The organism is Mesorhizobium huakuii (assembly GCF_014189455.1).
GTDB classification, from domain to species: Bacteria; Pseudomonadota; Alphaproteobacteria; order Rhizobiales; family Rhizobiaceae; genus Mesorhizobium; species Mesorhizobium huakuii_A.
Window position 1 is genome coordinate 528,528 of sequence record NZ_CP050299.1, and the last position, 25,523, is coordinate 554,050.

The window sequence follows — 25,523 nt, forward strand, 5'->3', positions numbered from 1 at the left end:
CCGAAGGTGGCATGAACCATGGGGAGGGCGCTCGCACGACCGATCGAAAACCCGATCCGGCGGCTCAGGCTCCGGGTACGCGGCGCCGTGCAGGGCGTCGGGTTCCGGCCCTTCGCCTACAGGCTCGCGCGGACTATGCGGCTTTCTGGCTTCGTGCTGAACGACAGTGCCGGCGTGCTGATAGAGATCGAGGGTCCGGATGCGGGCCGCTTTCCCGATGCGATCCGGACCCAGGCGCCGCCGCTCGCCCGCATCGACTCGATCCACGTGCTCGAACTCTCGCCAGCCGGTGGCGAGCGGTTCGAGATCATCGAGAGCCTTGGCGGCAAGAGCGCGACCCGGATTGGCGCGGATGCCGCGACCTGCGCCGAATGCCGGTGTGAGCTGACCGATCCCGCGAGCCGCTTCTTCGGTTATCCCTTCGTCAACTGCACCCATTGCGGCCCGCGCTTCACCATCACTCGCGCGCTGCCCTATGACCGGACGCAGACCTCGATGGCATCGTTTCCGATGTGCCGGGCCTGTGCCTCGGACTATATCGATCCGGAGAACCGGCGCTTCCATGCCGAGCCGGTCGCCTGCCCCGATTGCGGCCCGAGTCTGAGCCATTCGATCGCGGAGATTGCGGCGCGGCTCGAAGGCGGCGCCATCGTCGCGCTCAAGGGCATAGGCGGTTTCCACCTGCTCTGCGACGCCCGCAACGATGCAGTGATCGATCTCCTCCGGCTGCGCAAGGCTCGTGACCAGAAGCCGTTTGCCGTCATGGTCGCCGGCATCGAGGCGGCGCGGCAGTTCGCACGACTGAGCGAAGCCGAAGAAGCCTTGCTGGCCTCGCCCGCGAGCCCGATCGTGGTGGTCGAGGCACGTGCCGGTGCGCTCTCCAACCTCATCGCGCCCGGCCTCGCGCGGATTGGGCTGATGCTCGCCTATGCTCCACTGCATCATGTGCTGCTCGCCGAACTCGCCTGCCATTCGCCGCACCGACCTTCAGCGCTGGTCGCGACCAGCGCCAATCCCGGTGGTGAACCCCTTGTGGCCGACAACGCCGACGCCGAGCGCCGCCTTGCCGCGATTGCGGATCTGATCGTCACCCATGATCGCGACATCACCGTCCGCGCCGACGACTCCGTCATGCAGGTCATCGATGGCGCCCCCGCGTTCATCCGTCGCGCCCGCGGCTTCGTGCCCGAGCCCGTCGATCTCGGCGAGGATGGACCTGCGGTGATCGCCACCGGCGCCGACCTCAAGAACACTATCTGCGTCACACGTGGGCACGAGGCCTTTCTCTCGCAGCATATAGGCGGCCTCAACAATGCCGAGGCGATCCGTTTCCAGCGCGAGGCGATCACCCATCTCTGTTCGATCCTGGACGTGAAGCCGGAATTCGCGGCCTCGGACCTGCATCCGGATTTCCGTTCGGTGCGGATGGCAGAGAGCCTGGGCCTGCCGGTCGTCGCAGTCCAGCATCATGTCGCCCATGTCGCGGCCGTGGTGGCGGAGTATCGGCTTTCAGGCCCGGTTCTCGGGCTTGCGCTCGATGGCCACGGTTTCGGCGCCGATGGCACGAGTTGGGGGGGCGAAATGTTCATCGCCGACGGGGATCATTGGCGCCGAGCGGGATCGCTTACATCGCTGCCGCTGCCCGGTGGCGACCGCGCGGCGCGTGAGCCTTGGCGCATGGGGGGTGGCAGCCCTGCAGGAGGCCGGATGCATTGATTTCGCGTCGCAGCTCTGGCCAGGTCATCGGGGTGTTGTGCAGCTCACGGCGATGTTCGAACGCGGTATGCAGCCGTCCCGGACAACCAGCCTCGGCAGGCTCTTCGATGCCGCAGCGGCGATAGCAGCCGTTCGTCTCGTCCAGAGCTACGAAGGGCAGGCGGCGATGGAGCTCGAGGCCCTGGTCCGGGCGCCGCGCTGTCTCTGCGACGGCTATGCAATCCGGGACGGGGTGCTCGATTTCCGGCCCCTCATCCTGCATCTTGCGCGGGAAGGACTGAGCGGCGCTGACGCGGCCGATGTCTTTCACGGTACGCTGATCGCGGGACTTGCGGAATGGGCCGCGGGGGAAGCGGCACCCCTCGGCATCCCGCAGGTCGCGCTCGGCGGCGGATGCTTGATGAATCGGGTCCTTGCGGCCGGACTTGCGCAAGCGCTTCGGGACCGCGGTCTCAAGCCTTATTTGCCACGTCTCGCGCCGGCCAATGATGGCGGCATCGCGCTCGGCCAGGCCGCCCATGCGCGGCAGGTCATCATGAACGAGAATGCATCAGCGCAGGGTAGCCGGACATGTGCCTAGCGATACCGGTCCAGGTCAAGGAAGTACTGCCCGACAACATGGCGAAGGTCACGCTCGACGGCGTCTCGAAGATCGTTTCGACCGCGCTGATCGACGATCTCCGGCCCGGCGACTATCTCCTCCTTCATGTCGGCTATGCGCTCGCGAAGATCGATCCGCAGGAGGCGGAAAGGACACTCGCCCTCATCCGAGAAGCTGCTGCCATGGGAGATGCGGCATGAAATATATCGACGAATATCGCGACGGCAGGCTCGCCAAGGATATCGCCCGGCAGATCGCCGCTCTCGCCGATCCGGCGCGTTCCTATCACTTCATGGAGTTCTGCGGCGGCCATACGCATGCTATTTCCCGCTATGGTCTCGAGGACCTGCTGCCGGCCAATGTGCGGATGATCCACGGACCGGGCTGTCCCGTCTGCGTGCTGCCGATCGGCCGTATCGATGCGGCGATCGCGCTCGCCATGCGGCCGGAGATCACGCTCTGCACCTATGGCGACCTGATGCGCGTGCCGGGCTCGAACGGATCGAGCCTCTTGAAGGCCAAGGCGGCCGGCGCCGATATCCGCATGGTCTATTCCACGCTCGATGCGCTCAGGATCGCCGAGGCCGAGCTCGAACGCGAAGTGGTGTTCTTTGCCATCGGCTTCGAGACCACGACGCCACCGACCGCGCTCGCGCTCAAGGCGGCGATAGCCAAGGGGCTCGGCAATTTCTCGATCTTCTGCAATCACGTGCTGACGCCGCCGGCGATCCAGAACATCCTGGAAAGCCCTGACGTTCGCAAGCTCGGCACGATCAAGATCGACGGTTTCGTCGGCCCTGCCCATGTCTCGACCGTCATCGGCACCGAACCTTACGAATTCTTCGCCGGGGAATTCCAGAAGCCGGTGGTGGTGGCGGGCTTCGAGCCGCTCGACGTCATCCAGGCGATCCTGATGCTGGTGCGCCAAGTCAACGACGGCAGGCACGAGGTCGAGAACCAGTATATTCGCGGCGTGACAGCGCTCGGCAACGAAAAGGCCCAGGCGGAGGTGGCGAATTTCTTCGAGCTGCGCGAGAGCTTCGAATGGCGCGGTCTCGGCGAAGTGCCCTATGGCGCGCTGCGGCTCCGGCCGAAGTATGTGGCCTACGACGCCGAGAAGCGCTTTTCGATGGTGACGCCCGCCGCGAAGGACAACCCGGCCTGCGAATGCGGCGCGATCCTGCGCGGCGTGAAGAGGCCGGCCGACTGCAAGCTGTTCGGCACGGTCTGCACGCTCGATACACCGATGGGCTCCTGCATGGTGTCGTCGGAGGGCGCCTGCGCCGCGCACTGGACCTATGGCCGCTTCCGCGAGAAGGCGCGGCAGGTGGATGGGGGGAGGGCGGTCGCATGAACCTGATGATCAAGGCCTACAGGCGCAAGCTCGATGTCGCGAACGGCCGTGTCGACCTTTCGCACGGGGCCGGCGGGCGCGCCATGGGCCAGTTGATCGAGGGCGTTTTCTACGAGGCTTTCGACAATGACTGGCTGAGGGCTGGCAACGACCAGTCGGCCTTTTCGGTGCCTGGCGGGCGGATGGTGATGACCACGGACGGCTACGTCGTTTCGCCGCTTTTCTTCCCCGGCGGCAATATCGGCACCCTCGCCGTGCATGGCACGATCAACGACATCGCCATGGCGGGCGCGGTACCGCTCTATCTGTCGGCAAGCTTCATCATCGAGGAGGGTTTTCCATTCGCCGATCTCGAGCGCATCGCCCAGAGCATGGGCGCCGCCTCGCGCGAGGCCGGCGTGCCGATCATCACCGGCGACACCAAGGTCGTCGAGCGCGGCAAGGCCGACGGCGTCTTCATCTCGACCGCCGGCGTCGGCATGGTTCCGGACGGGCTCGATCTCCGGTCGGACGCCGCCCGGCCCGGCGATGCGGTGATCATTTCCGGCTCGATTGGAGACCATGGCGTCGCCGTGATGTCGAAACGCGAGAACCTCGAATTCGACACCGACATCGTCTCCGACAGCGCGGCCCTGCACGGACTGGTAGCAGACATGGTCGCGGCTGGCGGGGCACATATCCGGCTAATGCGCGATCCGACGCGCGGCGGCATCGCCGCGACGCTGAACGAGATCGCCAGCCAATCGCGGGTCGGCTTCCGCATCGACGAAGACAAGATCCCGCTCAAACCGGAAGTGGCTGCAGCCTGCGAGTTCCTCGGCCTCGATCCGCTCAATGTCGCCAATGAAGGGAAACTGGTAGCAGTCGTGGCGCCGGAGGGCGCTGACGCCGTGCTCGCGGCGATGCGCGCCCATCCGCTTGGCGGTGAGGCGGCGCTGGTCGGCCACGTCGTGGCCGACGACAACTGCTTTGTCCAGATGACGACCTCGTTTGGCGGCGGCCGGATTGTCGACTGGCTGTCGGGCGAACAACTGCCCCGGATCTGCTAAGAGAGGGTGATGCGCATCCTGCTTCTCTGCCACAATTTCAACTCGCTCTCCAGCGCCTGCATGTCGACCTGAGACGGGCTGGTCACGAAGTGACGGTCGAGCTCGACATCCATGACGACTTCACTCGCGAGGCGGTCGCTCTCTTTTCGCCGGACCTCGTGATCGCGCCCTTCCTCAAGCGGCCGATCCCGGCCGTTGTCTGGCGCGGAACGCTCTGCCTGATCGTCCATCCGGGCATCCGTGGCGATCGCGGCCCGAGCGCCCTCGACTGGGCGATCCTCGACGGCGAAGCGACCTGGGGCGTCACACTGATCGAGGCCCAGAAGGAGATGGATGCGGGGGCCGTCTGGCTTGGGCGGAATTTCCGATGCGCCCCGCTCGGAAGTCGAGCCTCTACCGACATGACGTGACCCAGGCTGCCGTAGCCTGCGTCTTCGAAGCGATCGGCCGCATCGAGCGCAGGGAAGGGGCGGCACTGCCGGCGAACTGGGGCACGGGGTGCGAGCGACCCGCCTGCCGGAGGTCCGACCGTATCCTCGACCCGACACTCGGCCGAGGAAGCGCTACGCATCATCCGGGCGTCGGACGGAGATCCCGGCGCTACGATGACGATCGCCGGACAGACTTTCCTGGTGTTTGACGCCGAGCGTGCGGAAGGAGTTCCGGGGCCTGCCGGCGTGCTCATCGGCCGTTCCCGGCACGCTCTCGCCATGGCCTTGCGTGAGGGGGCGCTGTGGGTCGGCCATCTCCGGCGACCGGATTCCCACTCGCTGAAACTGCCGGCGCTCCGGCTGCTCGGTGCCGAAGCAAACGATCAGCCCATCATCGAAGGTCCCGAACCCTGCCGTTACCGGGAGGAGAACGGCGTCGGACGAATTCCGCTTCCACAACGGCGCGATGTCGTCGGAAGATTGCGATACCTTGCGCAAGGCGATCACGAGGCCAAGGCACCCACGCTTCCGGTTCTTGTGCTGCGGGGCGACGCGGATCGCTGGTCGAACGGCATCCATCTCGGCATCATCGAGGGCGCCGACAGCGCCGCCGACGAAACCTGGTGTAGCATAAACGCGATGAACGACTTGGTGCGCGAGATCATCGAAACCGATGACCGACTGGTTATTGCCGCGGTGCTCGGCAATGCCGGGGCTGGCGGCGTCTTCCTGTCGCTTGCCGCCGACGAAGTCTGGATGCGCGGGGGCGTCATCCTCAATCCGCACTACAAGGACATGGGCAATCTCTACGGCTCGGAATACTGGACCTATCTGCTGCCGGCTCGGGTCGGCGAGGACCGAGCCCGCCGCGTGACCCAGGCAAGGCTGCCGATGGGGGTCGACGAGGCGCTTGAACTGGGGCTTGCCACCCGGCGCTTGCCGGGAAATGTAGAATCGGCCGATTGGGAACTGCTCCGCGCTGCCGCCGAACTCGCGGCCTCTCCCGATCTTGCCCGGCGGATTGCTGCCAAACGGGCGCGCCGCGCTGGCGACGAGGCCGAGAAACCGCTTGCCGCCTATAGGGAAGAGGAACTGCGGCGGATGCGGCGCAATTTCTACGGCTTCGACCCGAGCTATCACGTGGCGCGCTACAATTTCATCCGCAAGACGCCCAAGTCCCGTACGCCCGTCACGCTCGCTGTCCACCGCGCGAACGCCGACCATTCGGACCGGTAGGAGCACTATGCGATGACGAACGCGCTCTCAACCGTTCTCGTGGTCGGCGACGAGGTGTATTCATCGAAGGCTATCCAGCGGGTTCTATCCGATGAATTCCAGGTCATCGCCGCGCGCAACGACCTCGGGCTTTCTCCGCGAGGTCTGTGATGAGTTGCGTGCCATGCTTGGCGCGACAAGCGCGTCCGAACCCTTGACCAGTCCTTTTCACCGTAAGACGCTCCGAACTCCGAAGGCCGTAGACCGCATCGTGCGAGAACATCTCGGTCAGTTCGAGGTCGTCCAACCGCCGAACAAAACGCCGTTAGGGCTCTCGCCGTTCAGATAAAAGGACAAAACGTCAGTTATCTGAACGATCGCCAGGTGATCACTTCCACCAACTTTAGAAACCGATCCGCTCCCATCCATGCCCTTGGTATGGGTCCGCCGCATGTTCAGGGCCATACGATTACGACAACGCTGACCTTCCGCTCGCCGACCCCGGCGACGTTTCCTCATATCGCGTATCTTCCAGGGAACTGAACGTGGTCTCCGACAACTTGCACGCCGTCATTCCACAGCCTCGCAAAGCCGCGCCCGATCTGGAGGTGGAAATATTGGGCAACCAGCACTTCCTGCTCTCTCCCGCTGCCGGACGTTCACGCTTAGCCACCTCCGCTCGCCGGTGGCAGTTGCTACTTAATTGTAGAAAAGGCGCGCTCTACAACACGCCCGTCGACATCTCGGCGACGATGCCGGGTCAAAGAGCGGGAACTAAGCCACTTCGGAATGGCCGGCCTCTCTCCAACTAAGTCCAAGCGGCGGCGTGAAGACCAAGAGCTGTCGTTTCTTTTTTCGTGGTCTGCGCGAAAAATCTTTAGCCCAGACCTGATTATTGTGATCCGCCTGTCGTATTTTCAGTGGGTGTTGCACGGTACAATGACAGCGCTTCGCCGTGTGCGTCAGGAGGCCACGGCAAGGGCTGAAACACGGTAAGACGGCGCAGACCGTCACACTCTTCAAAAGAGGCTATTCTTCAAAGGGGATCGTCATCACCGATCGGGCGGTCGGGAGGCTCGGCCGGACTGTAGGAGGGCGTTGGCAATGATGCGGTCAGGAGATGCATGGCGTGTTCCACGCCAGGTACCTGCACAGATCACCTCCCCAAAATGGCGGTCCGGTCCCGGTATCGAGCCGCCGTCGCGAGATTTTCGCGGCCGTGGAGGCTTCGCTGTCTGCTGTCCACAGGCCGAAGCGCGCAGCAGATGAGAGCTGGCGGCGGGTGCGACATGCGCCCGAGACTTGCAAGCCTCGGCAAGGGCTTCAATTATCCAGTGAAACATGTCGAACTGGCAGTTTTCAGCAAGTGCTGAATCCGATCGCATGGTGGAATAAGAGACCTCCGCCCCGGTGTTCCTTGCCCCGAGATCAGACGACCATGGACGCCAGGGGTATTAGGTGAGAGAAACCACGGGTACAGACGGCGGCGCGCACCGTAGAGACTTTGAAAGACGTGCCCGTCAGAGTAGCGCAGACATCTCGGCGAAACAAGTAAGTGACGATCTCTCGACATAACGGCAGGCGGCAGCTCCTATGTATTAGGCTTCGCCGCCGCTGCCATCGGACACGCGGCTCGAGATGGTAGCCATGGCTTGCTCTCGGCCACAAGGCCTGCCGCGAAGATTTCTCCGTCGCCGAGCATCGGGTTCCTGTTCGCCGCCCTCGCGGGTGCAATGCCGACGGGCCATACGGCAAGATCCTCAAATCTTTTCCCAAGACCGACTTCCTGATTCTCGATGACCGGGGACCGAAAAAGCTCAATGACAACCAACGTCGCGATCTCCTGGAGATCATTGAGGACCGCTGCGAACGACGCTCAACCATCGTCACAAGTCAGAGGCCCGCACGCCCTCCGTTGCCATTTTGTTCCCGTTGTGGAAAGAGCGCTACAAGACCCGCCCCTCCACAAGGCGGGTCGATTACGTTTCATCTTAAGGGTGGCGATCCCTCGAACGGTCCATTAACCCGGCAGCGGCGACACTTGAAACACGTTGTGATTCGCCTAACTGACAAATTAGATCAAAGTGTTCTTGTTCTGTTCCCTGTGACTCGAAAGGCACGCACAAGGAGAATGTGACGTGATGATGGCGGCAGCGTATCCGAATCACTGATGGACTGATCAACTTGGAAAAAATCAAAAAGGGAGAAAGACATGCGGGTTAAGGTCAAAACATTGGGAAGTGGAGGTCACCCTAGCGAGGTGATGGTTTCCGTAAAGACAATGGAGGGGGAGGAACGACTGGTTGTCAGCCGTCGCGCAGTTGAAAGCGATACACTTGATATCGGGTATCCGATCAACCATTCCGATCACAAATACCTAGTGGAACTACCCCGCGAAACGTTGAAAGGGTCATGGAGAGTTTGGGTTCCGGTTGAATCCGTGATCTAAGCAAAAAGCCGCTTGGGGGAGGCACGACAATGATACTTACAGACAGGGAAATTCAAATTGCTCTAGAGAGTAAGGCCATCATAGTCGAGCCGACCCCTGGCGAGGAACAGTACAGTTCAACCAGCCTCGACCTACGCCTAGATAAGATACTGACTATCTTTAAGCGCCCCAAAGGGGGCGTAGACATCTGTATCGATCCATCTAACAGAGAATACGATCACGAAGCTGTATTTGGTGATATCTCTACCGAGATTGAGATTGATGATAAAAAGGGCTACGACTTTCAACCTAACGATATGGTTTTAGGCTGGACGGAAGAATATATAGCTCTCACGTTCCATTCGAGACTCGCAGCCAGAGTCGAAGGCAAGAGTTCCCTTGCTCGACTTGGAATCGGGGTTCATCTCACCGCTCCCACAATCCACGCTGGATTTACTGGACGCATCCGGCTTGAGATGGTCAATCATAACGTTATGCCAATTCGACTGCGGACCGGTATGCGGGTTTGCCAACTTATCTTCGAGCAAACTCTTGGGACGCCCGTGCAGGGGTACAAAGGCCGATTTGCGGGCCAGATGGCCGGCGCAAAGAAGGGCTAACCCACGCATGAGCGTGCCGATCGTTCGAACCGTTGCCGAGTTTCGCACTGTTGTTGCAGGATGGCACCGCTCGGGCGCAAGTGTCGCGGTGGTACCGACCATGGGGGCCTTGCATGAAGGACATCTGAGCCTCGTGCGTGCAGCGCTTCAGAAGCGCTGATCGGGTCATCGTGACGCTGTTCGTCAACCCCAGCAGTTCAACAATGCTGCCGACCTTGCCGCCTATCCCCGGACGGAAAACCAAGACGCGGCAAAGCTCGTGCCGCGGGCGCACACCTCCTCTATGTGCCGGATGCAGAGGAGATGCACCCTGCGGGCTTCGCCACGACCGTTTCGGTGGCGGCTATCAGCGAGGGCCTGTGCGGCGCGTTTCGGCCGGGCCATTTCGATGGCGTGGCGACCGTCGTTGCCAAGCTCTTCGTGCAAACCGGCGCTGATTTCGTCCTTTTCGGCGAAAAGGATTTCCAGCAGCTTCAGCTCGTCAGGCGCATGGTCCAGGATCTGGATATTCCGATCACCGTGGTGCCTTGTCCGACAGTCCTCGAAGCCGATGGTCTTGCGCTATCGTCGCGCAATGCCCCGCTCTCGCCAGCGGAGCGCGCCATCGCCCCAAAACTCGCATCGGTCCTGATCGAGACGGCTGAGCCGCTTGCGCGCGGCTCTCCCGTCCTGCCAATGCTTGCCGAAGCGCACGCGGCAATTCTGGCGGCAGGCTATCGCGACATCAATACCTGGAGCTTCGCGGGGGAACAGATCTACAGCCAATGACAAGCCTTGACCGACCGGCGCGCCTACTTGCAGCGTGGCTCGGCGAAACACGGCTCATCGACAACGTCAGAACATCACCGGTTTTTTGAGAAATTAGATGATTACCCGGCGTTCAGTAGCGCGCCGCAACATGGCGTCCGCCGCCGCGGGCTTCGACTTTCCGCTCTTCGCCTATTTTGTTTACCCGTCGGTCCCCGGCGATGCGCCGCGCTTGATCTCAAACTACCCTTCGCGCTGGCCACGTTATCTGCAGCAGCGGAACCACAGCCTTGATCCGGTGATCCTGCGCGGGCTGCAAGGCTGGGATACTTTTGATTGGGGCGTGGATCGCGCTCGGCAGTGTCTGCCGACGTCATAGCAACGAATTCTGGAGGGTGCCACTCAGTTTGGCATCCGCGGCGGATTGACGATGTCAATGCATGATCATCGCGGCCGGTTTGCAGGCGCTGACCTTTGCTTCCGACGAGTCGCGTCCGCCTCTTTGCGGTCACTGCCACGTTATGAAAAGGCATCGCAGCTGGTGGCGATCAACTTTCATATCCATGTGCGGCGCAGGCTCGCCAACGATCACGTGGTGGATGGCGCAACGCTCAACCCGCGAGAGTTCGAATGCCTGAAATGGACGGCGCGCGGCAAGTCGCCTTGGGGCGTCAGCCAGATCCTCGGCGTCTCAAAGCGCACCTGACCTTACATCTGAAAACGCCAAAGCAAAGCTCGGCGTGGGAACGGTCAACCAGGCCGTCGCACGGCTGGCTGCCTCCGGTCAGGCGAGTTCTGATCCCTTCCACCGCGATAGCTGTAAACGTCTACAGACTGCATCACCAGCGGCTTTGTCCTTCGATGGCGGAAACACATCCCGCACGGAGGCGACCAGATGGTGAATTGGGCTCACGAAGGGCAGCAAAGCGTGAACTTACGCCGAAGCGTCCCGCATCTGGCTGATCGCCAGCAGAAGCTCGCAGATTCTTGGCGGCGGCACTTAGTGCAAGGCCAAGGCTAAGCGCTGCCGCCTCCGATGCGCCACACCGGGATACCGACCTTGCGCGCCTTGTCGGCAAGATTGGTGCTTTGTTCCGTCCCGCTTGAAGGCATTTGCGGCATCTTGCGAAAATCGGCCCAGCGGGCGGCAATGCGCTCGGCGATTTTGGCGACCTTGGTTCTCGAACCAGTCCCGCCGTCGGAGGCGAATGACGGTCTCCCGGATAGTGAACTTTATTGCGATCGCCGATCCGCTGTACCGCCATGCCTCCAGCTTGCGGTTGGTTCCGTTGATATCCATCATGTAGATGGGTTTCCATCAAAACAATCGATTTTACGCAGAATGACCGGAATGAAAAGGGTCGCTCGGGTGGCTCTCTCTATGCGCAAGCATCGAGCCTGAAGGGCCCCGAGACGTCGTGTCGGCTGGTTAATCGCGACCGCCGATGCGGCGCAGTTGCCATGACGAAATAAAATGAGGGATATGTTTGTGCCGACTGTACGCAACAGCATTTTTGCCATTATTTTTTGCTCTGCTAGCATCCTACCGCCGTTAACGGCGTCGGCAGAGACTATCTTCGGAACCCTATCTAAGGCCTATCAGAACAATTCTTCGCTGAATTCGAGCCGCGCCGGCACACGCGTCACGGACGAGGGCGTGGCCATCGCCAAGTCGGGCTGGCGTCCGACCATCACCGGCTCCGCGGACATCGAGTATTCCAGCAGCCACCTTAACGGCTCGAACCGGAGCGTGCGCCTAACCCAAGGCAACTTCGGCGTCGAAATCGATCAGACCCTGTTCGACGGTTTTCAGACCAGGAACAATGTCGCGGCTGCCGAAGCGCAGGTCGGCGCTTCGGTCGAGAGCTTACGCAACGCCGAACAAGACACCCTTTTCAACGCGGCTCAGGCCTATATGAACGTAATTCGCGACCGGCAAGTTGCCGTGCTGACGGAGCAGAACCTGCAGTTCCTGACCGAACAGGCGCGTGCTGCGCGTTCGAGCTTCGAGGTTGGGGAAGGCACGCGCACCGACGTCGCGCAGGCCGATGCCCAGCGCGCCAACGCAGTGGCGAAGTTGAGTGCCGTCCGCGCGCGGGCGCTGGCAAGTGCGGCAACCTATCGTCAGATCGTCGGGGACGAGCCGGGGAAGCTCAGGCCGGCGGCGCCGGTGGCAAAATTGCTGCCGTCGAGCCTCGATGCGGCAATCGCGATCACATCAGCCGAGCATCCGGCCATCCTCGCCACCCGGCTTCTGGTTGACGCGGCGGCGTTTTCAGTGAAATCGGCCGAAGGCGCGCTGCTGCCCCAGCTTTCCGCAAGCGCCGGCGTCTCGAGCGCTTATCGCAACACGGTGCCCGGTGTGATCACCTCGGGAACGGAAGGCACAACCAATTCGGCCAGCATCGGGGCGACGCTGACCGTCCCCATTTATTCTGGTGGCCGCACTTCAGCATTGGTGCGCCAGTCCAAGGAATCGCTCAGCCAGGCTAGGATCAAGGTCGACGTCAGCCGCGACCAGGTGCGCCAAGCCGTGACCGCGGCATGGACCGCTTATACCGCCGCCCAGCAGAGCGTCGCGGCCAACCGGCAGGCGATCGCGGCCGCGCAGCTTGCCTTGAACGGCGTCATCGAGGAGCGCAATGTCGGCCAGCGCACTACGCTCGACGTGTTGAACGCCCAGAACGACCTCATCACCGGCAAGATCGATCTTGCCAGCGCCGAGCACGACGTGGTGGTAGCGAGCTATGCCATCCTACAGGCGACCGGGCGTCTGTCGGTCGAGCGCCTTGGCCTGAACGTGACAAAGTACAAGCCTGAAGACCATTACAACGCGGTCAAGGACAAGTGGATCGGCCTGCGCACGCCGGACGGTCGCTAGCCGATCAACGCACGCCCTGCGAAAGATCCCTCTTGGCCGGAGTCGAGAACGGCAAAGGCAGCTATCCAAGCCCACTTCGAGCATCATACGTTGTTCAACTTTCCCAGCAGTGACAAACTGCGGTAAAAGTTGTCAATGCCGGGGCGGGGAGATCAGATACGTCCAGATTCGCAGCCCTATAGTCTAGTAAGCACCACTTGCGCCAAACGCGGAAGTTCATTGGCCTCCTACAAAATCTGCTCCTGAGGCGAAGAAGGCACGAGATTCCTCAATCTCTTAAAGGCCTGCGATCAGCTCTCACACGGCGGTGAAAGTCGTTCACTTGAACATCATCCTCAAGGAAGACACCGCGCACAGGCCGCGTCCAAGCGTTGAGATCGCTTCCTCCTTTTTCGCGGACGCGTCACAATCGGACGCCACGTCGGCAAGGTTCTTTTGGGATCCGCGCGACTGCGCCCGTATTCTACGAGCGGCCGCGGAGCCGGTTGGGCTCGACCACGATTTTGAACCGCTTGATCTTTCTCCGCTCTCATGCGGCAAGGACATCCTGCTGACACCTGCCGGCGTGCAGCACGTGCTGCTGAGGGAGGACTGTCGGAGTCTGCAGATCGCCGTTTCCGGTGCCTCCGTTCTCCGCCCATTGCGGCTATATGTCGACGCAATCGTGCCGCCGCGGCACCTGAAGTTCCATGTTGCTGCCCGTAGTTTTTGAATAACATCAATGGTTGCGGCCGCCTGGTAGCTGCTTGCCTTCCGCCGGAACCCCGCAGAGGGCGTCTGCGTATCGTGCTCCAGGCTTTGGATGGTTCGCTTGCCGGAGCATCCCAGGAGATCGCCATTGCCCTGTTCGGGAGACGGCGTGTCGAAGAAGATTGGTCTCATCCGGGCAGCCATCTTCGCGATCAGGTGCGTCGCGCCGTCCAAAGTGGCCGCTACCTGATGGGCGGCGGCTACAGACAGTTCCTGGTGTAATTGTGGTGACAGCCTAGTATTTTGGCTTATTCCAAAACACGCAGGGATCTGTCCGCATCCGCCCATGACGGGCTTATTGTGCATTGCACAAAACCTGACGCGCGGTTAGTCTTTCCGCTGCGGGAATTGGGTTTGGGTAATACGGACGAAGCACTGAGAACCAAGGCTTCGTTGATAGTGCATTCATACCCCGAGGACCCTGATGACCGATACGCACCCCGACAAAGCCGGCGCTGCAAGCCTTGAGGCGATCGCGCGAAACGGCAGCATGCTCCATCGCATCGCTGTGCGTATCCCGACCTATCTCTCAGATTTTCGAGAGAATCCGGCGTGGCTGCCGATGTTCATGCTCGCCCGCACCATGCCGGCACGGAGAATGCACTGGCGTGGTGCAAAGCCTGTTCGAGTGTCGCAGAAAGCCCAGGACACGATGTTTGCTGGCGTCAATCGCCAGGATGTTGTCGACGCTCTGCGGTCGGATGGGCTTTTTTCCGGTCTCGTCTTGCCAACAATGGTCTCTGAAGATGTAGCCGCATTCGCCAGGTGCACACCTTGCTTCGGCAATTTCGACCGCCGCCTCGAATTCATGCCGACGGAGCATGCGGAGGCTGAGGTCCGGTTTGGCCGTCCGTTGCTCAGCGGCCACTATTTCGAGCGCATTCTGGGCTGCAAGGCGGCACTCGCCATCCAGAACGATCCGCTGCTCATGGATATCGCCGCGCACTATCTCGGCGGCCAGGCGAAGTTGATCACCACGCGTGTCTGGTGGAGTTTCCCGACCGGCCAAGCCTCCGACGCCGACAAGAACCTGGCTTCGCTTGGCAAATACCACTTCGACCTCGACGACTGGCGGATGCTGAAGTTCTTCTTCTACCTGATGCCCGTCGACGAGGGCACCGGCCCCCATGTCTATGTCCGAGGCAGTCATAACCGCCGCGCCCTCAAGCACCAGCTTACGCTTCTCGTCGGCCATCCCGCGCAAGAGGTTCTGGATGTCTACGGGGAGCAGAGCCCGGTCACGCTGACCGGGGAGGCCGGTCTCGGTTTCGTCGAGGATCCGTTCGGCTTCCATATGGGCACCGTGCCGGCCCGCAGGCCACGGCTGATGATGGAAGTCGGCTTCGGCGTTTCTCCTCCATCGCGCCGCCGCTTCCATGGCGAGCCTGTGATCCGCTGATTTCGAAAAGTCACGAAAAGAATAAGGCTATGGCGCCATTCCAGTCTGTTCGGCGCCAAAGCGGTTGTCTGCACATCCGTTGGATGTGGCTGGCGCGATGGGTCTCGCCATGGCGCCAGCCAGCGCATGTTCGAATCGAGGTGCGATGGCTCCGATTTCCGCGGACCGGCTGAGCTGCCAAAGTTGAATGAATCGATCTCAAACCGGGCGTCGATGCGCGACGATGAGCTTAAACCGAGCTCGGAAGGATGCATGCAACCGGCTCCTCCCGCGCCAAAATATCCGCATCAGGTCTTGCCAACGGCCGATCTCGCGCGCGGCGGCGCGGGGCTAACGCAGGCGTACGGGCGCCTGTAACGATAACCGGATCGGGCGCGGTGCGGGCGTCGGCCGCGTGCTTGCTGGCGCGACCGCTTCGCCGACTTCCGGCAGCGCGCGTCGTCTTCAAGTCCCGCGTCGTCAAGCTGGATGGAAAGCGTCTTCAGAGCGCGCGTCGCGCCTTAACGATCTGCCGACGCGAGTGGATTGGAAACCTCAGGGAAAGGACTGCGTCGGCGGTTGTGTGGGGAGGTGCGTAGCCGGGATGGCCGCGCATGGCCGGCCGGCCGAGGTTGTTGCTTAGTGCCGCGGGTGTGAGCTTGCGTTCGGTCATGAGAGTGTCAGGCGCAACGAGGAGTTTAGATCAGGGCCCGCGCCTTGGTCTATCCATAGGGTGGATGGTAGCTATCCTTACAATCAATTGTACCGATATTACCAAATACTACTACAAGATCCTGAATGCCGGGTGGGTGTCGTCTCACGTGGGCTGAAAGCTGCCGGGAAGAATGCGGAGACGAGCATGTGCGGGATTGTTGGCATTGCTGGGCAACAGCCGGTGTCGGATCGGTTGGTCGACGCGTTGAAGCGTCTGGAATATCGCGGCTATGACTCGGCCGGCGTTGCGACGATCACCGAGGGCGCCTTGCACCGCCGGCGCGCCGAGGGCAAGCTCGTCAATCTCGAGACGAGACTGAAGGAAGAGCCGCTGAGCGGCAACATCGGCATCGGCCACACGCGCTGGGCAACCCATGGGGCACCGACTGAACGCAACGCGCATCCGCACTTTAGCGATGGTGTGGCCGTCGTCCATAACGGCATAATCGAGAATTTCGCCGAGTTGAAGGACGAATTGGCGGCGGCGGGAGCCGAGTTCCAGACCGACACCGACACCGAGGTCGTCGCGCATCTCTTGGCAAGACACCGCCGGGAGGGCATGGGGCGAGGTGAGGCGATGCATGCCATGTTGAAACGTGTCAGGGGCGCCTACGCGCTTGCCATTCTCTTCGAGGATGATCCATCGACCATCATGGCGGCGCGCAATGGACCGCCGCTGGCGATCGGTCACGGGGACGGCGAGATGTTCCTGGGCTCCGATGCGATCGCGCTTGCTCCCTTCACCAATGAAATTACCTATCTCATCGACGGCGACTGGGCCGTAATCGGCAAGACGGGCGCCGATATCTTCGATTTCGACGGCCATCCTGTCGAGCGTCCGCGACAGACCTCCACGGCCGCGCCGATCTCGCCAACAAGGGCAACCATCGCCACTTCATGGAGAAGGAAATTTACGAGCAGCCCGAGGTCATCGCGCATGCGCTCGGTCACTATATCAACATCATAGAGAATCGCGCCGACATGGTTTCTGGCATCGATTTCTCCAGAATCCCGAGCTTGGCGATCTCTGCCTGCGGCACCGCCTATCTCGCCGGACTGATCGGAAAATACTGGTTCGAGCGCTATGCGCGCCTGCCGGTTGAAATCGACGTTGCGTCCGAATTCCGTTACCGCGAAATCCCGTTGTCGCCGCAGTCGGCGGCTATTTTCATTTCGCAGTCCGGCGAAACCGCCGATACGCTGGCATCGCTGAGATACTGCAGGGAGCTTGGGCTGAAAATTGGCGCCATCGTCAATGCCCGCGAATCGACCATCGCTCGGGAGGCCGATGCGGTCTTCCCGATCCTTGCCGGACCGGAGATCGGCGTCGCCTCCACCAAGGCTTTCACCTGCCAGCTTGCCGTTCTTGCCGCACTCGCCATCGCCGCCGCCAGGGCCCGCGGAACCGTAACCGAAGACGAGGTGCAGGCGCTCGTCAGGAGCCTCGCCGAAGTGCCGCGCGTCATGGGGCAGGTACTCAACAGCATCCAGCCACAGATCGAGTTCCTCTCGCGTCAACTGTCAAAGTGTCGTGACGTCCTGTATCTTGGCCGCGGCACCAGTTTCCCGCTGGCGATGGAAGGTGCGCTGAAGCTCAAGGAGATTTCGTACATCCACGCCGAAGGCTACGCGGCGGGTGAGTTGAAGCACGGTCCGATCGCATTGATAGACGAGAACATGCCAGTTATCGTTATCGCGCCACATGATCGCTTTTTCGAAAAGACCGTCTCCAACATGCAGGAAGTGGCTGCCCGTGGCGGGCGGATTATCCTCATCACCGATGAAAAAGGGGCGGCCGCATCGACACTCGACACTATGCACACGATCGTGCTGCCGGCCGTCGACGAGATTATCGCTCCGATGATTTTCTCGCTGCCGATACAGCTTCTTGCCTACCACACGGCGCTCTTCATGGGCACAGATGTCGACCAGCCGCGCAATCTCGCAAAATCGGTCACCGTCGAATGACTGTGACGTTTTTATAGGTGGCGATGCTCGTCCATCCGAAAGCGCCAACACGTGTCTAGAACTGAAGCTCGGATGAAATCCAACAATCGCCATCCTTTTTTCGGCAGGTCGGGCAATTGCGCAGGGCAGCCGGATTGAGCTTGCTCAAGCCGACGTCAGCACAGAAGCCCGCGGCCCTTTCGGCTGTATCCTCGGCCGCCCCATCCTTTCAGTTTGCGAATAAGCATCGGCGGCTTAAAAAATTTGGTTAACAGCGGTAATCGATGTGTGATTCAAACATAGCGCGTTTTTCGCTGCATCGGCGGCGGACATTGGTCGAAGGTATCAGCGTCCGCTAGGCTGGGTGGACGGTGCTGGAGGCGGAGGCAGGGGAGTTCGAGTTGCTGTTCAAGAATGCCTTGGGCGAGGATGAGTCGCGTGGGATCGCAGGACGAATGCGGTACAGTTGATCGGGCCATCTCAGGGCAGGCAGGTTCTTGAAACTTGATCAGAAGCAGGTGAGCCGCCATATTCCGACTTGGCTGTCCATTTCAGGTGGCCCATTTTATGGATGAGGCCGGTCCGGCCGAATCGACGTCCATTTTTTTGATTTGCTGGGTGCGCGCCAGGTCCGGGAGGAAATCTCCCGATCTATCAGGCGCTCCTTATCTTCTTGGAGGTGTCTATGAAGGATTCGCGCAGTCCCGAGCCAGTCTTGACGGCTATGTCGCAGGGGACCCACATCATCCGCGCTTATCGTGAGCACCTTGGATATTCGATCGAGGACCTCGCAGTGGCGTGCGGGCTTGCCGCTGAGGAAATCCAAAACATCGAGTCGGGTCTGAGGTACAACAAGGGTTATCGGGATCGGATAGCGAGATCACTGTCCATACCTGTGGGAATTCTTGAGGCAGAGTCGGACATATCGGACGCCGCGTGATGTCGGATAATCTGCAAATGAGTGGAAGATCCGCTCCTTGTGATGTGTAATTTGCGACGGATAGTCGAACGTCAAAAAAAGAGCGCCCGGGTCCTGGAAACGAAGAACGGGGAGACGCGAATGCCTTCTGGCGCAGTACCGCCAAGAGAATTCTCGTCCAACTGTCCGAGTCAGGAATTGCACAAGGGTTCGCCGAATATGAAGTTGGAACGCTTCATCTTCATACTGTCTTAGGCGATATCGCCGCCCGGAGTGCTGCGACACGTGCACGATAGCATCGGCTCGTGACGAAGGATTGCTAACGGCGAACTCATGCTGGTCGGCAACGCGATACCGGCTGGAGCATCAGGTTGGCCGACGAGAGCGGCCCACCAAGTTGGGCAGGATCGGCCGACACGGCCGACATCGCGCCGCTCTGACAAGAGCACAGCGGGCACCCAGACACTGCCGGGTTGACTATGGGTGTCGGAACCGCGAAAAGGGGCCGCTCTTCATGAGTGGCGTGCGCCGGCAGTCTAACCCCAAGCCCCCGCCCAGGCTGCCGGCGCGCTTCTAACGTAGACATAGGGCACAACGTTTCCTTGTCCGACTACGCCTCGATCAGATCCCGAGCAGCCAGCCAGTGTTCGACCGTCGCTTCCGCCTCTGCCTGGCGCCCGAGGCGCTTCCTCCAGCGAGGAAAGCCGATCACCATGGGTGCCGCCAGTTCTGATGCTCACCCACGTGCCATTTGCCTGCTTGAAAAGGGCAGGGCGGCTAGCGTCGCCCCTGTTGTTACTATTCTTCGCTGTGGTCGGTGTCTTCCTTGGCTTCGGAATCGGGACATTCGACTTTGCAAAAAAATAGGCCGCCGGAGCCGTTTTCGAGCACGACAATCATGCCGGCAGTGCCGGCAACGATGCCGCATGCAAAAATCCACAGATGGTTCTAGCCAAATGCTAGCTGCCCAGCATATGTCCGGCATTTCGCAAGGCCCCTAGGAAGAGACTGGCATGGCCGTTGGCATCGATCTTGGCCTGCATCGACAAAGGCATGCTGTTCCAGTTTTCCAATGGCGCAATGAGATGTGAGAAAGTACCATTGACGATGCAACGGTGGGTAACAAGGCCCTGTCTGTCCAACGCCAGCACGCCGGTTCGGTCGCCCAGATATCGGATGGCTGCGACCCGCTGGACCTCCGCGTCACCGTCGACCCGTACGTCGAAAAGCAGGATACCGCGGCTCCTGGTGGCTATCTCCGCGGCTTTTTCAGCGAAGCTTAAGGAGAGAGAGCGGACGCTTTCGACCGCCATCTGGAAAACCATCAAATCCAGTTCATTCACGGCCATAAGGTAACTGCACGTAACACAGGGGTCATTGCAATCGACGCACACGGCTTGTTCACAGATGTCGGCTCACGACCGATCATTTAGTTTGGGTTTGCCGGTTGGCCACTGACCGAGGGCGTGCTCCGGTTCGAACCGATCCTGAAGCGGAATGCGCGGGATCTACGGAACCCGAAGAGCCGGCCAGCCAAGTTGCCGCGACAATTGATGTCAATCATTCCAGACATCTGCATTTCGGCGCGGCTGCGAAAAATCCCACCTGGTAAATCCGTTCTTTGCGGCAAGCCCATCCTCGGGCCGTCTTGTACATGAAACCCTCGCGTGGCGTCCCTCGAAGCTCGGCACCGCCGGGCGCTTGATCGAAGCGTCGAGAACCCTGTTTTCCGAAGATCCGGGACCTCCTTCAGAGCATATTCTGGTACGCTCGCCTTTGAACATCCACTGAAGCGTCCGTTTCTAGTCCGTGTTCCCTGTAGGCTCACCGCCTGAGCGCGCCTTGCACACAGCGGCACGTCCGCGCATGAAACTTGTCCCCCGTTCACTTCACAAAATGGATTTCCTGAAGTACTAGGAGCGCAGAGAAATCTCCGGTCGCAGCCTACCCGGTTAAAACAAGGACCCAACGATGAAAACTCTCGTCATCTGCTCCGGCGGATTGGACTCCGTTACTCTTGCTCACAAGGTGGCAGCGGAGTACGAGCTCGCCGGCCTCCTATCTTTCGATTACGGCCAACGGCACCGGAAGGAATTGGGATTCGCCGCCCTTTGCGCTGAACGCCTGAACGTCCCGCATCGCAGCATCGACATCCGCCAAATCGGCCGCGGCCTTTCCGGCTCCGCGCTGACCGATAGTGTGGATGTGCCGGATGGGCACTACGCCGAAGACACGATGAAGGTCACGGTAGTGCCGAACCGGAACGCCATCATGTTGGCCACCGCCTTCGGTCTCGCCGCCGCGCACAAGGTCGAAGCGGTGGCGACTGCCGTGCACGGTGGGGATCATTTCATTTATCCCGACTGCCGTCCGGCCTTCATCGACGCTTTCCAGATGATGCAAGACCGCGCGCTCGACGGCTACGCGAAGGTTCGCCTTTATGCGCCCTATGTGAATCTCACGAAGGCGGACATCGTTAGGGATGGAGCAACATACGGCACGCCCTTTGCACAGACCTGGTCCTGCTACAAGGGCGCCGAGCGTCACTGCGGGAGGTGCGGGACCTGCGTCGAGCGGCGCGAGGCGTTTCATCTCTCTGGGCACCTGGACCCCACCGACTACGAGGACTCCGACTTCTGGCTCGATGCGCTGCGAAGGAGGACCGCATAATGTTCCGCATCACCAAGGAGTTCCACTTCTCGGCCTCGCATCAGCTCACCTCGTTGCCGCCCGATCACCAATGCGCGCGCCTGCACGGGCATAACTACATCGTCGAAGTGGAGCTTTCAGCGAATGGACTGAACGACAACGGTTTCGTGCGCGACTATCACGATTTGGCGCCATTCAAACGCTATATCGACGAGAGCTTCGACCACCGACATCTCAACGACGTGCTCGGACATGAGCAAGTCACCGCGGAATGCCTGGCCAGACATTTTTATCTATGGTGCAAGGCACGCCTGCCCGAAACCTCGGCCGTGCGGGTGAGCGAAACGCCGAAAACCTGGGCGGAATACCGGCCATGACCGATACGCATCCCGCTATCCGCGTGAGCGAGATTTTCGGGCCGACGATCCAGGGCGAGGGCGTGCTCATCGGTTTGCCGACGGTCTTCATCAGAACCGGCGGGTGTGACTATCGCTGTTCCTGGTGCGACAGTCTCCATGCGGTGGACAATCAATTCCGCCATGAATGGGAGATGATGCCAATCGACGCGGTATGGCAAACCGTCGTTACGCTTTCCGGTGGCCGGCCAGTGATGGTGTCGCTGTCAGGCGGCAATCCGGCCATTCAGCCGTTTCGTGCGCTCATCGAGCGAGGCCATGGTGAAGGTTACCGTTTTGCGCTCGAGACCCAAGGTTCGGTGGTCAGGGACTGGTTTGCCGACCTTGACGTGCTGGTCCTCAGCCCTAAGCCGCCTTCAAGCGAAATGAGGACCGATTGGGCCACTCTCGAGGCGTGCGTCGATGCGGCGCAGGAGAAGCCGCAGATCGTGCTCAAGCTCGTTGTTTTCGACGAGAGCGACTACGCCTACGCGAAAGGCGCCGCGGAGCGATTTCCGCGCCTTCCGGTTTACCTGCAACCCGGCAATCACACGCCGCCCCGTCCTGGCAACGAAGACGCGTCTGTCGATCTGGACGGAATAATGAAACGCATGGAGTGGCTGGTTGAAAAGGTAACCGGCGACAGGTGGTTCGACGCCCGCGTGCTGCCGCAGCTGCACGTTCTGCTGTGGGGCAACAAGAGGGCCGTCTAGCCTGCGCCTTTCGCACTGGAACTGCGTCTGCGGATCTTCGGTTAGCCGGGTCGGCCCCCATTGACGGCGTTGTTGGGGTACTTGCGGAATTATGGTACCGGCACAAAGAGCGTGGCCAGCCGAGTTTGATCCGACTTTGATGGGGCATCCTTGTGGTCCGAATTCAGGGATGCGCGATGGGCCAGATTGTGCGCGGGAGCATCACGACGACAGAGGCGATCCATCGAGCAATACATCATGGTCAACACGGCCTGAGGACGCGGGCCAACGCTACGGCACAAATCACAAGACCGTTGGCAACCTGGCGCGAGAACTCCATGTCCATCACCGCATGCAGGTCCACGACCGACAACCACTGCGCCCACCCAAAGGTTGGCGCGTCGCTACCGCGGTGCGGCGGCAGCACAGCGATCGCGCGCCAGGAGCGCAGCTTGGGGCCTATGTCGCGACGCGGCCGGTCGACTACCGTCATTTTGTGGAGCGCCAGACTATACGCGGTCGCAGCGGCAATCGCTTGGCCGCTGCCAGGCTGCCTGCAGCGCCCAGAGCGACCTCCAATCCCCGACACTCGGCCCTTCTCTCGATAAGGGCACGCGCCAGCGGCGTGTGCAGAAATCCGCACAAGCACGGCGTGAGGTCCGGCGCGTGTCTCGCGCCGCCAATTTGGCACGGCGCTTGCGACCGACATGGCAGCGGCGTTCGACCGGAGTGCCGCGATGCGAGAAGCCTGGGATGGGACGAAGCGCCCGGCCCCTATCCGGTTGGGGAGAGAAATGGTGTTAGCTCCACATGTCCGCAGCGCGGTACGCGGCGCCTCGCAAGGCCTTCTACGCCAAGCCCTATGTGCAGGTGCTTGCCGCCATCGCCCTCGGCGTCGCACTCGGCTATTTCTATCCGGGGATCGGCGAAAGCGCGAAGCCGCTCGGTGATGCCTTCATCAAGCTTGTCAAGATGATCATCGCGCCTGTCGTCTTCCTGACAATTGCGACCGGCATCGCCGGCATGAACGATCTCCAGAAGGTCGGCCGAGTTGCCGGCAAGGCGATGGTCCATTTCCTCACCTTCTCGACGCTCGCACTTATCGTCGGCCTTGTCGTCGCCAATGTCGTTCAGCCGGGCGCCGGCCTCAACATCGATCCGGCCTTGCTCGACGTCCAGGCCGTGAATACCTATGCCGCGAAGGCCCACGAGCAGTCCGTCACCGGCTTCCTGATGAACATCATCCCGTCGACGATCGTCGGCGCCTTCGCGCAAGGCGACATCCTGCAGGTCCTGTTCTTCTCGGTTCTGTTCGGCATCGCCCTGGCCACGGTAGGAGAGACGGGCAAGCCTGTCGTTTGCTTCCTTCAGGCACTGATCGCCCCCATTTTCAAGCTCGTCAGCCTGCTGATGAAGGCCGCCCCGATCGGGGCTTTCGGCGCGATGGCCTTCACCACCGGCAAATATGGCATCGGGTCGATCGTTAACCTCGCGATGCTGGTCGGGACGTCCTATTTCACCGCCTTCCTTTTCGTGTTCGGCGTTCTCGGCGCGGTCTGCCGTTACAACGGGTTCTCGATCTTTTCTCTCATTCGCTACATCAAGGAAAAGCTGCTGCTTGTCCTGGCAACGTCCTCCTCGGAGGCCGCGCTGCCCTCGATCATGGAGAAGATGGAGAAGGCCGGCGCCAAGCGTTCCGTCGTGGGACTAGCCGTCCCGACCGGCTATCCCTTCAACCTGGACGGCACCAATATCCACATGACGCTGGCGGCCCTCTTCATCGCCCAGGCGACGAATTCGATCTCTCGATTGGCGATCGGATCCTGCTGCTTCTCGTCGCCATGCTCCCTTCGAAAGGAGCAACTCGCATTACCGCTGCAGGCTTCGTCACTTTGGCTGCAACGCTCTTTGTCATCCCGACCGCCCCGCTCGCCGGCATGGCGCTGATCCTTGGCGTCGACCGCTTCATGTCCGAATGCCAGGCGCTGACGAATGTCGTTGGCAACGCGGTGGCTTCGCTCGTCCTCGCCCGCTGGGGGCGAGCCGGATGACGTTCGATCGGCAAAGGCCGTCGCGAGCGGCCCCTCGACGCTTTGACGGTGGAGGATCAACCATCCGGCCCGGCGAAGGGCGGTTGCGGCCGGCCAGCTCGCGCGAGCGCCGCTCAGCCATTGGGGGCAGGGCGTGAAGCCGTCCTAGAGGCATTGCCAGCTGGCATCGGCACCGAGAGAGCCCCGCAACTTCCCGTACTCCGGGAAGTGCCGGGCAAGCGATCAAAAGCGATGCCCGGGTTTACGCCAAAGGCACCGTTGCTGCCCTGCTGTTCACTGTTAATCGGAGACCGCCCCATGTCCAAGCCAACCCCCGGCCTTGTCGTCTCGATCGCTCTTTTAGCCCTCGCCCTGCTTTTTTCCGCGCTGGGGGCGCTACATCATCCTGCTGTCATAGACTACCTGCAGCAGCTCGAAGACCGACGCCAGCTCGCGGGGAATTGAAGATGCTCATTGCCGCGCGGCGCGACGCACTGTTCAATGACCCCGCGGCGCCAACCGCTGGCAATCCGGAAAGCGACGTCGCTCTGGTCACCTTCTTTGACTACAACTGCCCGCCTTGCCGGAACGCAGCCCTCAATATCCAGCAAGCCATCAAGGACGATTGGAGTCTGAAGCTTGTGTTCAAAGAGTTTCCGATCCTGGGACCGGCTTCCAAATTCGCCGCGGTGGCGGCGCTGGCCTCCCACAAACAGGGAAAATACGAGGCGTTCCACCGTGCCCTCATGGGTTTCCACGACCTCGTCAACGAAAGGTCCACCTTGACCATCGCAGCAGATGTGGGCCTCGACGTTGAGCAGCTCAAGCGGGACATGGAAGACCCGGCCATCGCAGACGCCATTGCGCGCAATGGCGCGCTCGCCGGCGATCTGTACATCACCGGCACGCCGGCGTTGGTGGTCGGCGATGAAGTGATCCCTGGGATGGTCGATGTTGCCACGCTGCAACGCTCCATCGCCAATGCGCGAGCAAAGCCGGAGGGTTGA

Annotated in this window: 19 protein-coding genes and 6 pseudogenes; 24 read left to right on the forward strand and 1 reads right to left on the reverse strand. The window is 61.2% G+C overall.

What is annotated here, in order from left to right:
• The first annotated feature begins 18 nt into the window (after nucleotides 1-18).
• The 18 genes and pseudogenes from hypF (at nucleotide 19) to HB778_RS40285 (ending at nucleotide 18,771) form a co-directional block, all read left to right on the forward strand.
• Nucleotides 19-2,296, forward strand: a pseudogene (gene hypF / locus HB778_RS40215) (carbamoyltransferase HypF).
• Entirely contained in the window at nucleotides 2,287-2,517 is a 231-nt protein-coding gene (locus HB778_RS40220; RefSeq protein WP_183465662.1) for a HypC/HybG/HupF family hydrogenase formation chaperone, read from the forward strand. Before hypF ends, HB778_RS40220 begins: the two are co-directional and overlap by 10 nt.
• Nucleotides 2,514-3,671 carry a hydrogenase formation protein HypD gene (gene hypD, locus HB778_RS40225; RefSeq protein ID WP_183465663.1) on the forward strand — a complete coding sequence of 386 codons (1,158 nt, stop codon included), beginning with the start codon at nucleotides 2,514-2,516 and terminating at the stop codon, nucleotides 3,669-3,671. Before HB778_RS40220 ends, hypD begins: the two co-directional genes overlap by 4 nt.
• Nucleotides 3,668-4,720 carry a hydrogenase expression/formation protein HypE gene (gene hypE, locus HB778_RS40230; RefSeq protein ID WP_183465664.1) on the forward strand — a complete coding sequence of 351 codons (1,053 nt, stop codon included), beginning with the start codon at nucleotides 3,668-3,670 and terminating at the stop codon, nucleotides 4,718-4,720. Before hypD ends, hypE begins: the two co-directional genes overlap by 4 nt.
• 89 nt (nucleotides 4,721-4,809) lie before the next feature.
• Nucleotides 4,810-5,130 (forward strand): formyltransferase family protein, encoded by a 321-nt coding sequence (locus HB778_RS43350; RefSeq protein WP_348524806.1) that lies wholly within the window; start codon nucleotides 4,810-4,812, stop codon nucleotides 5,128-5,130.
• A 195-nt stretch (nucleotides 5,131-5,325) separates the two neighbouring features.
• Entirely contained in the window at nucleotides 5,326-6,387 is a 1,062-nt protein-coding gene (locus HB778_RS43355; protein ID WP_348524807.1) for an enoyl-CoA hydratase-related protein, read from the forward strand.
• 12 nt (nucleotides 6,388-6,399) lie between these two features.
• Entirely contained in the window at nucleotides 6,400-6,537 is a 138-nt protein-coding gene (locus HB778_RS40240) for a hypothetical protein (protein WP_183465665.1), read from the forward strand.
• A 1,477-nt stretch (nucleotides 6,538-8,014) separates the two neighbouring features.
• Nucleotides 8,015-8,269: pseudogene (locus tag HB778_RS42615) on the forward strand (ATP-binding protein); the annotation flags it as partial.
• A 575-nt stretch (nucleotides 8,270-8,844) separates the two neighbouring features.
• Complete coding sequence (gene dcd, locus HB778_RS40250; protein ID WP_183455169.1) at nucleotides 8,845-9,414, forward strand: dCTP deaminase; 570 nt, start codon at nucleotides 8,845-8,847, stop codon at nucleotides 9,412-9,414.
• 7 nt (nucleotides 9,415-9,421) lie between these two features.
• Nucleotides 9,422-10,271 (forward strand): annotated as a pseudogene (gene panC, locus HB778_RS40255) (pantoate--beta-alanine ligase).
• A 41-nt stretch (nucleotides 10,272-10,312) separates the two neighbouring features.
• A pseudogene (locus HB778_RS42620) lies at nucleotides 10,313-10,660 on the forward strand (autoinducer binding domain-containing protein); the annotation flags it as partial.
• Nucleotides 10,661-10,702: 42 nt separating this feature from the next.
• Nucleotides 10,703-10,867, forward strand: a complete 165-nt coding sequence (locus HB778_RS42625; protein ID WP_244662210.1) for a helix-turn-helix transcriptional regulator — start codon at nucleotides 10,703-10,705, stop codon at nucleotides 10,865-10,867.
• Between the two features lie 783 nt (nucleotides 10,868-11,650).
• A complete protein-coding gene (locus HB778_RS40265; RefSeq protein ID WP_183465666.1) occupies nucleotides 11,651-13,042 on the forward strand; it encodes a TolC family outer membrane protein in 1,392 nt (463 codons plus the stop codon).
• 322 nt (nucleotides 13,043-13,364) lie between these two features.
• Nucleotides 13,365-13,754 carry a hypothetical protein gene (locus HB778_RS42630; protein WP_244662147.1) on the forward strand — a complete coding sequence of 130 codons (390 nt, stop codon included), beginning with the start codon at nucleotides 13,365-13,367 and terminating at the stop codon, nucleotides 13,752-13,754.
• A 74-nt stretch (nucleotides 13,755-13,828) separates the two neighbouring features.
• On the forward strand, nucleotides 13,829-14,014 hold the full coding sequence (locus HB778_RS42635) for a DUF2285 domain-containing protein (RefSeq protein WP_244662148.1): 186 nt from the start codon (nucleotides 13,829-13,831) through the stop codon (nucleotides 14,012-14,014).
• Nucleotides 14,015-14,216: 202 nt separating this feature from the next.
• Nucleotides 14,217-15,191, forward strand: coding sequence for a hypothetical protein (locus tag HB778_RS40275; protein ID WP_183455167.1), 975 nt, complete (start codon nucleotides 14,217-14,219; stop codon nucleotides 15,189-15,191).
• Between the two features lie 838 nt (nucleotides 15,192-16,029).
• A pseudogene (gene glmS / locus HB778_RS40280) lies at nucleotides 16,030-17,852 on the forward strand (glutamine--fructose-6-phosphate transaminase (isomerizing)).
• 703 nt (nucleotides 17,853-18,555) lie between these two features.
• Nucleotides 18,556-18,771 (forward strand): helix-turn-helix domain-containing protein, encoded by a 216-nt coding sequence (locus tag HB778_RS40285; RefSeq protein WP_244662211.1) that lies wholly within the window; start codon nucleotides 18,556-18,558, stop codon nucleotides 18,769-18,771.
• Between the two features lie 938 nt (nucleotides 18,772-19,709).
• Here HB778_RS40285 and HB778_RS40290 read toward each other — a convergent pair.
• Nucleotides 19,710-20,099 (reverse strand): hypothetical protein, encoded by a 390-nt coding sequence (locus tag HB778_RS40290; RefSeq protein ID WP_183465668.1) that lies wholly within the window; start codon nucleotides 20,097-20,099, stop codon nucleotides 19,710-19,712.
• Between the two features lie 622 nt (nucleotides 20,100-20,721).
• Here HB778_RS40290 and queC point away from each other — a divergent pair.
• The 6 genes and pseudogenes from queC (at nucleotide 20,722) to HB778_RS40315 (ending at nucleotide 25,523) form a co-directional block, all read left to right on the forward strand.
• On the forward strand, nucleotides 20,722-21,420 hold the full coding sequence (gene queC / locus HB778_RS40295; protein ID WP_183465669.1) for a 7-cyano-7-deazaguanine synthase QueC: 699 nt from the start codon (nucleotides 20,722-20,724) through the stop codon (nucleotides 21,418-21,420).
• Nucleotides 21,420-21,776: a 6-carboxytetrahydropterin synthase QueD gene (queD, locus tag HB778_RS40300; protein ID WP_123169385.1), complete on the forward strand. Its 357-nt coding sequence runs from the start codon at nucleotides 21,420-21,422 to the stop codon at nucleotides 21,774-21,776. Before queC ends, queD begins: the two co-directional genes overlap by 1 nt.
• Nucleotides 21,773-22,507 (forward strand): 7-carboxy-7-deazaguanine synthase QueE, encoded by a 735-nt coding sequence (gene queE, locus HB778_RS40305; protein WP_183455159.1) that lies wholly within the window; start codon nucleotides 21,773-21,775, stop codon nucleotides 22,505-22,507. Before queD ends, queE begins: the two co-directional genes overlap by 4 nt.
• A 789-nt stretch (nucleotides 22,508-23,296) precedes the next feature.
• Nucleotides 23,297-24,522, forward strand: a pseudogene (locus tag HB778_RS40310) (dicarboxylate/amino acid:cation symporter); the annotation flags it as partial.
• A gap of 312 nt (nucleotides 24,523-24,834) precedes the next feature.
• Nucleotides 24,835-24,981, forward strand: a complete 147-nt coding sequence (locus HB778_RS42640; RefSeq protein WP_244662149.1) for a hypothetical protein — start codon at nucleotides 24,835-24,837, stop codon at nucleotides 24,979-24,981.
• A gap of 2 nt (nucleotides 24,982-24,983) precedes the next feature.
• Nucleotides 24,984-25,523: a DsbA family protein gene (locus tag HB778_RS40315; RefSeq protein ID WP_244662150.1), complete on the forward strand. Its 540-nt coding sequence runs from the start codon at nucleotides 24,984-24,986 to the stop codon at nucleotides 25,521-25,523.

Bases quoted from the DNA above. Each gene is read 5' to 3' on its own strand.
- HB778_RS40220 (WP_183465662.1), top strand. From the start codon at position 2,287: ATGTGCCTAGCGATACCGGTCCAGGTCAAGGAAGTACTGCCCGACAAC.
- hypD (WP_183465663.1), top strand. From the start codon at position 2,514: ATGAAATATATCGACGAATATCGCGACGGCAGGCTCGCCAAGGATATC.
- hypE (WP_183465664.1), top strand. From the start codon at position 3,668: ATGAACCTGATGATCAAGGCCTACAGGCGCAAGCTCGATGTCGCGAAC.
- HB778_RS43355 (WP_348524807.1), top strand. From the start codon at position 5,326: ATGACGATCGCCGGACAGACTTTCCTGGTGTTTGACGCCGAGCGTGCG.
- HB778_RS40240 (WP_183465665.1), top strand. From the start codon at position 6,400: ATGACGAACGCGCTCTCAACCGTTCTCGTGGTCGGCGACGAGGTGTAT.
- dcd (WP_183455169.1), top strand. From the start codon at position 8,845: ATGATACTTACAGACAGGGAAATTCAAATTGCTCTAGAGAGTAAGGCC.
- HB778_RS40275 (WP_183455167.1), top strand. From the start codon at position 14,217: ATGACCGATACGCACCCCGACAAAGCCGGCGCTGCAAGCCTTGAGGCG.
- HB778_RS40285 (WP_244662211.1), top strand. From the start codon at position 18,556: ATGTCGCAGGGGACCCACATCATCCGCGCTTATCGTGAGCACCTTGGA.
- HB778_RS40290 (WP_183465668.1), bottom strand. From the start codon at position 20,099: ATGGCCGTGAATGAACTGGATTTGATGGTTTTCCAGATGGCGGTCGAA.
- queC (WP_183465669.1), top strand. From the start codon at position 20,722: ATGAAAACTCTCGTCATCTGCTCCGGCGGATTGGACTCCGTTACTCTT.
- queD (WP_123169385.1), top strand. From the start codon at position 21,420: ATGTTCCGCATCACCAAGGAGTTCCACTTCTCGGCCTCGCATCAGCTC.
- queE (WP_183455159.1), top strand. From the start codon at position 21,773: ATGACCGATACGCATCCCGCTATCCGCGTGAGCGAGATTTTCGGGCCG.
- HB778_RS42640 (WP_244662149.1), top strand. From the start codon at position 24,835: ATGTCCAAGCCAACCCCCGGCCTTGTCGTCTCGATCGCTCTTTTAGCC.
- HB778_RS40315 (WP_244662150.1), top strand. From the start codon at position 24,984: ATGCTCATTGCCGCGCGGCGCGACGCACTGTTCAATGACCCCGCGGCG.